Origin of the sequence: Citrobacter sp. TBCS-14, assembly GCF_005280805.1 — a bacterium.
In the GTDB taxonomy this organism is placed as follows: domain Bacteria; phylum Pseudomonadota; class Gammaproteobacteria; order Enterobacterales; family Enterobacteriaceae; genus Citrobacter; species Citrobacter gillenii.
Genome location: NZ_SZWM01001307.1, coordinates 1 through 259, shown reverse-complemented (window position 1 = coordinate 259; position 259 = coordinate 1). Strand labels below are relative to the sequence as shown.

Here is a 259-nt window from a genome sequence, read left to right as displayed (position 1 = left end):
GCTATTCAAGTTTGCAACTTTGAAAGAATTAATTGACTTGTATCATGAAAATATCAACGCTCCTATTTTCACACAGAATCAACTTCTTATTAAAATGGGTGAGCAACCTATTGAGGGTGGAGATATTTATGTCACAAACCTTAATGCAGTTGCTGTTGAAAACCTAAGTGACTTACAAGGCAATAGAAAGGACGTAACAAGCACAGATGAAACTAATAACCAATAGTGCTGAAATTAAAGTAACTGAAAACGAGGACGG

Annotated in this window: 1 protein-coding gene; it reads left to right on the top strand. The window is 35.1% G+C overall.

The window, feature by feature from the left end; all coding sequences use genetic code 11:
* Positions 1-226: hypothetical protein (locus tag FDX22_RS27505; RefSeq protein ID WP_222592577.1), on the top strand; the 226-nt coding region annotated here is incomplete at its 5' end.
* Between the last annotated feature and the right edge of the window lie 33 nt (positions 227-259).